Source organism: Flavobacterium sp., from assembly GCF_029242675.1.
In the GTDB taxonomy this organism is placed as follows: Bacteria; Bacteroidota; Bacteroidia; order Flavobacteriales; family Flavobacteriaceae; genus Flavobacterium.
This window is the reverse complement of the sequence record NZ_JAQWTM010000172.1, coordinates 1-8,424: the sequence shown is the minus strand read 5'-3', so window position 1 is coordinate 8,424 and position 8,424 is coordinate 1. Positions and strand designations below refer to the sequence as shown.

At 37.1% G+C, this 8,424-nt stretch carries 5 protein-coding genes and 1 pseudogene; 4 read left to right on the top strand and 2 right to left on the bottom strand.

Annotation, left to right across the window (positions count from 1 at the left end):
• Positions 1-150: 150 nt before the first annotated feature.
• Entirely contained in the window at positions 151-2,757 is a 2,607-nt protein-coding gene (gene mutS / locus P8M54_RS06810) for a DNA mismatch repair protein MutS (RefSeq protein ID WP_300286551.1), read from the bottom strand.
• 163 nt (positions 2,758-2,920) lie between these two features.
• Between mutS and P8M54_RS06805 the strand changes: the two genes are divergently transcribed.
• The 3 genes from P8M54_RS06805 to P8M54_RS06795 all read left to right on the top strand — a co-directional run bounded on the left by P8M54_RS06805 (position 2,921) and on the right by P8M54_RS06795 (position 6,918).
• Positions 2,921-3,364 (top strand): DUF1573 domain-containing protein, encoded by a 444-nt coding sequence (locus tag P8M54_RS06805; RefSeq protein WP_300286549.1) that lies wholly within the window; start codon positions 2,921-2,923, stop codon positions 3,362-3,364.
• A 79-nt stretch (positions 3,365-3,443) separates the two neighbouring features.
• Positions 3,444-3,980 (top strand): RNA methyltransferase, encoded by a 537-nt coding sequence (locus P8M54_RS06800; RefSeq protein ID WP_300286547.1) that lies wholly within the window; start codon positions 3,444-3,446, stop codon positions 3,978-3,980.
• A 34-nt stretch (positions 3,981-4,014) separates the two neighbouring features.
• A complete protein-coding gene (locus P8M54_RS06795) occupies positions 4,015-6,918 on the top strand; it encodes a T9SS type B sorting domain-containing protein (protein ID WP_300286544.1) in 2,904 nt (967 codons plus the stop codon).
• Between the two features lie 6 nt (positions 6,919-6,924).
• Here the strand turns inward: P8M54_RS06795 and folK are convergent, their stop codons facing one another.
• The gene (gene folK / locus P8M54_RS06790; protein ID WP_300286542.1) at positions 6,925-8,058 is read right to left on the bottom strand and encodes a 2-amino-4-hydroxy-6-hydroxymethyldihydropteridine diphosphokinase; all 1,134 of its coding nucleotides are present in this window, start codon (positions 8,056-8,058) and stop codon (positions 6,925-6,927) included.
• A gap of 138 nt (positions 8,059-8,196) precedes the next feature.
• On the opposite strand from folK, the pseudogene P8M54_RS06785 reads away from it, so the two are divergent.
• Positions 8,197-8,424 (top strand): annotated as a pseudogene (locus tag P8M54_RS06785) (signal peptide peptidase SppA); the annotation flags it as partial.

The window sequence follows — 8,424 nt, the reverse complement described above, 5'->3', positions numbered from 1 at the left end:
TTTTCAATTTTTAAAAAGAACCGCGATACTTGTTCTGTATTGCGGATGCAAATTTAGCACCTTTTTTGAATTAAACAAGCCTTTTTTAGAAAAAAAATCAATAAAAAAGCTAACGTTTTGATAACCTAAACTTTAAAAATTAAAAAAAAATTACTTTCGAGTCAACATTCTCTTAATTTCGTTCAATTTCATCAAGGCTTCCATTGGTGTAATTGTATTAATATCTAAATTTAGTATTTCCTCCTTGATTTCTTCCAGTAAGGGATCGTCTAAGTTAAAGAAACTCATTTGCATCTCTTCTTTCTCGGATTTAATTCCGTTTAAAGCTTCGCCTGAATGATCTTTCTCTAATTTTTTCAAAAGCTTTTGCGCTTTCAAAATTACAATTTGCGGCATTCCCGCCATTTTAGCAACATGAATTCCAAAACTGTGAGCACTTCCTCCCTTTACTAGTTTTCGAACAAAAAGCACCGTGTCTTTTAATTCCTTAACTGCTACATTATAATTCTGAATTCGAGGCAATAGCTCACTCATTTCATTTAACTCATGGTAATGTGTAGCAAATAAGGTTTTAGGCTTTGAAGGATGCTCATGCAAAAACTCGGCAATAGCCCATGCAATCGAGATTCCATCGTAGGTGCTTGTTCCACGTCCAATTTCATCTAGCAGCACTAAACTGCGATCAGAAATATTATTCAAGATGGAAGCTGTTTCATTCATCTCGACCATAAAAGTAGATTCTCCCATCGAAATATTATCACTAGCTCCTACTCTAGTAAAAATTTTATCTACAACTCCCATACGTACATTTTCAGCAGGGACAAAACTTCCCATTTGCGCTAGCAATACGATTAAAGCCGTTTGACGCAAAATAGCGGACTTACCCGACATGTTAGGCCCCGTAATCATGATCAGCTGTTGGCTTTCTCTATCTAAAAAAACATCATTGGCAATATAAGGAATGCCAACAGGAAGCTGCTTTTCGATAACAGGATGTCTACCATTTTTTATCTCCAAATCAAATGATTCATCGAGCTCAGGGCAAACGTATTTATTTTCTAAAGCTAATTGGGTAAAGGAACACAAACAATCTAGTTGCGCCACTAAATTTGCGTTCAGTTGCACTGGTTTGATATACGTTGCTATCCAATGTACCAATTGCTCAAATAAGTCCGATTCAATTTTGTGAATTTTTTCTTCGGCACCTAAAATCTTAGCCTCGTATTCTTTCAACTCTTCGGTAATGTATCGCTCGGCGTTGACTAACGTCTGCTTTCTTATCCACTCCGCAGGAACCTTATCTTTATGGGTATTTCGTACTTCGATATAGTATCCAAAAACATTATTAAAAGAGATCTTTAATGAAGTAATCCCCGTGCGTTCCGACTCTCTAGCCTCAATACCTTCTAAAAATTCTTTTCCTGAAGTAGAAATAGCTCGCAACTCGTCTAGCTCAGCATTTACGCCTTTGGCAATCGCGTTCCCTTTTGCAACAGCGACAGGCGCATCTTGATTTAAGGTTATTTTTATTTTTTCACGCAGCAAGTCACAACTGTGCAAGCTATCACCAATTATCTTAACGGCTTCCTGCTTACTTTCTAGCGCTAAAGTTTTGATGGGTATAATCGCGTCCAAGGATTCTTTTAAGTAAACCACTTCGCGTGGCGATACCTTTCCGGCAGCAATCTTAGAAATTAAGCGTTCTAAGTCCGATATTTGTTTAATTTGATTTTGCATCTTATGCAAAACCTCTTGGTTTTCTTTCAAATAGGTCACCACTTGATGGCGATTTCTAATTTTGGTTGCATCTTTTAAAGGAAGCGCTAACCACCTTTTTAGTAAACGACCACCCATTGGCGAAAGCGTTTTATCAATTACATCTAATAAAGTAACTGCGTTAGGGTTGTAACTGTGATACAATTCGAGATTACGAATGGTGAAGCGATCCATCCACACATACGCATCCTCAGCAATACGGTGGATTGCCGTAATATGCTGTACTTTATTGTGTTGCGTTTCGGATAAATAATATAAAATTGCTCCTGAAGCGATCACCCCTTCCTTTAACTCCTCAATACCAAACCCTTTTAATGAAATGGTTTGAAAATGTTTCGTCAAGGTCTCAAAGGCGTAATCTTCCTTATAAATCCAATCTTCTAAGTAAAAGCAATGAAAATCATCACCAAACGTTTCTCGGAACGTATTTTTATTGTTTTTTTGGATTAAAACCTCAGAGGGATTGAAATTCTGCAATAACTTATCAATGTATTCTGCGTTTCCTTGTGCGGTTAGGAATTCACCAGTAGACACATCTAAAAATGAAACCCCTATGCTTTTATTTGAAAAATAAATCGAAGCTAAGAAATTATTTGTTTTAGACTGCAACACTTCATCGTTCATCGAAACACCTGGCGTTACGAGTTCAGTTACACCTCGTTTGACAATAGTTTTTGTCATTTTAGGATCTTCCAGCTGATCGCAAATGGCCACTCGAAGACCTGCCTTCACTAATTTAGGTAAATAAGTATTTATCGAATGGTGTGGAAAACCAGCCAAAGCGGTTTCGGTTTCTGAGCCAGCTCCTCGCTTGGTCAATGTTATTCCTAAAATTTTTGAAGCTCGAACTGCATCTTCGCCAAATGTCTCATAAAAATCTCCCACGCGAAACAATAAACAAGCATCAGGATACTTCCTTTTGATTTCATTGTACTGCTTCATTAATGGAGTTTCTTTAACCGTTTTATCTTTAGATGCCAACTTATTTCGTATTTTAATTAATGAGAAAATAGAGCAGCGAATTTAAATATTTTAAGGCGAATAACGCCTAAATCAAAAATTAAAAGCATTTTTAAGGAAAATTTAAGTCATTGGCACGATTTTTTCTTTAAATTTGTTCTAATAATTATAAAGTTGTATTAAAATGAAAAAAATATTTTTACTTGCCTTAGTTGCCGTTTTAGGAATCAATTCTTCTAACGCTCAAGAAACTGCTAAAAAGATCAAAGCAACAGCTGCAAAAACGGTTAAAGTTAATGGTGCAGGAATGGTTTTCGCTTCGGAAACAATCGATTACGGAACAATTGCTCACAATTCAAATGGGAAACGTGAATTTGTTTTCACTAACAATGGAACTAAACCATTAATTATTACTAATACACAAGGATCTTGTGGATGTACTGTTCCAACTTCTCCAAAAGAGCCAATCGCTCCTGGAGCAAAAGGTGTAATTGGTGTACAATATGCTACTGATAGAGTGGGTCCATTTACAAAAACAGTTACTGTAACTTCAAATGCTGAAGGACAAGCAACTAAAATCCTAACAATAAAAGGAGTAGTTTTAGATGACAATGCTTCAAAAAGCTAGATTTCAAATTAAGACGTAATAAAAAGCTCCCGCCAAAGCGGGGGCTTTTTTTATTAAAAAAAACAATACCTCTTTTAGAATGAGAAAACTGGAAAACAACGAGCTAGAACGTAAATCAATTGAAGATTTTAAAACTTCTGATAAAACACCCATTATATTAGTTCTTGATGATATTCGAAGTTTACACAATATTGGCTCTGTTTTTCGAACGGCAGATGCTTTTTTAATAGAAAAGATTTACCTGTGCGGCATAACCGCTACTCCACCTAATAAGGAAATTCACAAAACAGCCTTAGGCGCAACCGAAACAGTTACCTGGGAACACCAAGAAAATGTACTTGAAGTACTTGAAAACTTAAAAAAGGAAAATATTGTTACCTTAGCTATTGAACAAGTGGAAAGTGCAGTTTTTTTGCAAGACTTTACGGTTACTAAAAACACAAAATACGCCTTAGTCTTTGGTAATGAAGTTCATGGAGTATCTCAGGATGCGGTAGCTTTGTGTGATGGGTGCATCGAAATCCCGCAATTAGGAACTAAGCATTCTCTAAACATATCAGTTAGCGCGGGAATCGTGGTGTGGGATTTGTTTGCTAAGATGCAATATCCTAATTAATTGTTTTACTATTTACCTTTTTGTATCTTCCACCATGAAAAAGTTTGGCCTTCTATTTTTCTTCGCACTACTGTCCTTGACTTATTCAAGTACAGGATTTGCTTCTAACACTGAAAAAACGAAACCTAAACTTAAAAAGATTAAAAAAAGCACAATTGCTGCAATTATTCCACCTACCATAACGGTGACCGGAAACCAAATATATTGTCCCGGTATTCAACAAAAAATTGTAGAGACCGTCATTATAACTAATGACCCCTTAGAACCAACAACCAAATCGGTTACAATACAAATAGCATCAGGATATGTGATTGCGCAAGACCTACTGAGTTTAATTGGGTCTCATCCGAACATTACTAGTAGTTGGTCTTCATTAGAAGGAAAACTTACACTTTCTAACCCAACTGGCATTCCTTATTCTGATTTTGAAGCAGCCATAAAAGATGTAGTGTACTCTAGTTCGTCACTTTCACCAACTGGCAATAGGGCTTTTTCAATAAATTTAGGATTAGGAAACGTTAGTTATTTACCTAGTAATGGGCATTTTTATGAATACGTACCAGCACTTGGAATTTCATGGATAGATGCTCGTAATGCTGCTAGTGCTCGAAACTACTACGGTTTACAAGGGTATCTTGCCACTTTAACTGCAGCAGATGAAGCACAGCTCGCTGGTACACAAGCGCCTGGAGCAGGATGGATTGGCGGTAGCGATAGTGAAATTGAAGGTACGTGGAAATGGGTTACTGGACCGGAAGGCCTTGCTAATGGTGGAACCGGAATTACTTTTTGGATAGGACAAGCAAACGGTACTACTACTGCATCATTTAACTTTGCTTTTTGGAACAATGGTGAACCAAATCAATCCAATGGCACTAACGAAGATTATGCTCATATTACGGCCCCTGGAGTTGGAATTCCTGGCTCCTGGAATGATTTAATTTTAACTGGAGATCCTAGCGGAAACTACCAACCCAAGGGATACATCGTCGAGTACGGCGGATTACCAGGTGAAGCACCTCTTCAAACATCAGCGAGTACAAAAATGACGATGATTAACATTGTTGGAAGTACCGGAAGCAGTAGATGTGGGCCAGCAAGCAGCACACTGCAAGCTGTTGCAAATGGTGGTACGGTTCAATGGTACGATAGTCCTACCAATGGTACTTTATTTGCAACTGGTACATCATTTACAACACCCATACTAAATACAACAACTACTTTTTACGCAGCTACCAACGCGAATGGCTGTACAACTGGAGCTAGAACTCCTGTAATCGCGACTATTTCTCCGATACCCACAATTACCGCCACTGTTCCTGCTCAAAGATGTGATTCAGGTTCCATTCAATTATCCGCAACTGCTTCAGCTGGAACGATAAATTGGTATGCTGCTTCAACTGGTGGTACGCCACTTGCCTCGGGAAATACGTTCACAACACCTACCCTTTCCAACAGCACTACTTATTATATTGACGCAACTAATAATGGCTGTGTCAGCAGCAGTAGAACTGCCATAACGGCAACAGTAACAGCAACACCTACTATCACCACGACAACACCTGCTACTAAATGTGGTAGCGGTAGTGTAACACTGCAAGCAACTGCTTCGGTTGGAACTGTTTCCTGGTATAGTAGTCCAACAGGAGGAACGGCACTTGCTAATGGTACTTCCTTTACAACACCTACACTAACATCAACTACAACCTACTATGCAGAAGGTAACAATGCAAACTGTACTACAGCAACACGAACTGCGGTTTCCGCTACTATAATTCCAACGCCACTAATTACAACTACCACTCCTGCAGCACAATGTCAAGCAGGACCCGTAACACTTATGGCTACGGCTTCTGTAGGTACGATCAATTGGTATACAACTGCAACTGGAGGAACAGCAATAGCTACTGGTAATACGTTTACTACTCCTAGCTTGTCAAGTACAACCACTTACTATGTGGATGCAACGGCAAATAATTGTACCACATTGGCCCGAACAGCTGTAACCGCTACCATTGACTCGATTCCAACTATTGTAAGCACAAGTCCCTCTTCAAGTTGTGGTCCTGGAACTGCAACAATCACTGCAACGAGTTCAGTAGGAATAATTAATTGGTATGATGCACCCAATAACGGTAGGCTATTAGCTACTGGAAATAGTTTTACAAGTCCGTTTTTAAATCAAACCACAACTTACTACGCCGAAGCTGTCAATAACAGTTGCACGAGTGCCAGCCGAACCGTAGTCGAGGTCCGTATCTTTCCTCTTCCTCCAACTACAAGTGAAGAAGTTGTAAAATGCCAACAAGATAATTCGTTACTATTGGACGCTGGACTACCTAATTTGTCTTATTTATGGTCGACTGGCGAAACCACCCAAAAAATTACAGTTAGTGCAATAGGAACGTACACGGTAACAATCACCAATAGTGATAATTGTACTAGTGAAAAAACTATTGTGGTGACAGAACACGAGGTTCCTGTAATAAGTTCCATCGATGTCAATGATTCTACCGTAACAATTAACTTAAGTCAAAGTCAGGATTACTATGAATTTTCTATAAACGGAATTGATTACCAAAAAGCCAATATATTTTATAATGTCCCTGGCGGAACCCAAACTGCTTATGTACGAGAAGTAAACCTTTGTAGTAGTGCCAGCGAAACCTTCATTGCTATAGTGGTTCCTAAATATTTCACACCTAACAACGATACTTATAATGATTATTGGCAAGTCGATGGACTACTCGAATTTCCTACTGCCAAGGTTAGTATATATAATCGATACGGAAAATTAATAGGCATTCTTACTCCAAAAAATCCAAAATGGAATGGTACTTTTAACGGAAGCCCATTACCCGCAGACGATTACTGGTATGTTTTAAAAATTGACGATTCAGGATTGGAAAAAAAAGGACATTTTTCCTTGAAGAGATAATGGGGACTAGTGCAACTTCTTTTTAATTTCACCTAAGATAAAAAGATAGTCTTCTTGATTTTTTACAAAATCTTTATCAGAAACATCAATAATAAGTACATTCAAATCCGATTGTGACTTGATATAGTCCAAATAGCCGCTATTAATTTTTTCTAGATAACTAGCCGAAATATCTTGTTCGTAACTACGTCCTCTCTTTTTAATATTTTGGAGCAAGCGCTCTGAATTTTGATATAAATAAACATACAAGTCAGGCTTGGGCATTTCTTTATAAATAATATCAAACAAATTGCGGTACAAACGATATTCATCTTCTGCCAAAGTAATTTTAGCAAAAATTAGTGATTTAAAAATATGATAATCGGCAACTAAAAAATCTTTAAACAAGTCAAATTGTGCTAAATCATCGGACAGTTGTTGATACCGATCAGCAAGGAAAGACATTTCTAATGGAAAGGCATACCTATTTTGATCCTTATAAAACTTAGGTAAAAAAGGATTGTCAGCAAAGCGTTCTAATACCGTTTTAGCATTAAAATCCTCTGCTATTTTAGTAACTAAAGTTGTTTTCCCTGCTCCAATATTCCCTTCAAAAGCAACGTAATTAAATTGGTCGAATGAAATACTACTTAGTGGATTGTTCACTTTTGTAACCACAGTACAAGTACTTGAGTCAGTGGTGGATTCTAGCAATTCTGCAACCGTCTTATGTAAAACGGGATGTTTCCACTGAATCCCTAAATCAAGAAAAGGCATTAAAACAAATTTCCTGTTTTGCAGTAAAGGATGCGGCGCTTGCAATTTATCTGTATTTATGATTTCCTCATCAAATGCGATTAGGTCAATATCAATAATTCGAGCTTGGTACCCAGCTTGATTATTTCTAATTCTCCCTAGTTTTTTTTCAATTTTTAACGCTAAATTTAAGACTTTTTGAGCGGTATGAAAGCTATGTAAAACCAAGGCGCAATTATAAAAAGCGGCACTTTCGAAACCCCAAGATGGTGTTTCATAGATTTTTGACACCTGTATAACAGTACCTATTTCCTTATGTATTAAAGCAATACACACCTCGATAGTTTCAAGTTTATTTCCTTGATTACTACCCAACGATAAAACGACCTGATGTTGTGATTTCATATTAAGCACAAATTAACTAAAACAATTTTATAATAAGCAATATATTTGCACAAACTGTTGGCACAAAGGGGTGCTTAATAAAACAAAAGAACTGTAACAATTAGTACATAATTGCTACCTATCAAAAAAATAAGATTTATGAAGTTTTTAGGAAATGTATTGGCGACCATCATTGGTCTATTTGTTTTTTTTATGCTATTCTTCTTTGGAATACTCTTTATAGGGGCAGTTTTTGGTGGTGATTCTGAAAAAATAGCCGTCAAAAGCAATTCAGTTATCGAATTAAACTTAGAAAATATTCAATACGACTATGCCGGAAAATATAAAGATCCATGGGTTACTATTTTTTCTGAAGGCGAAAATATT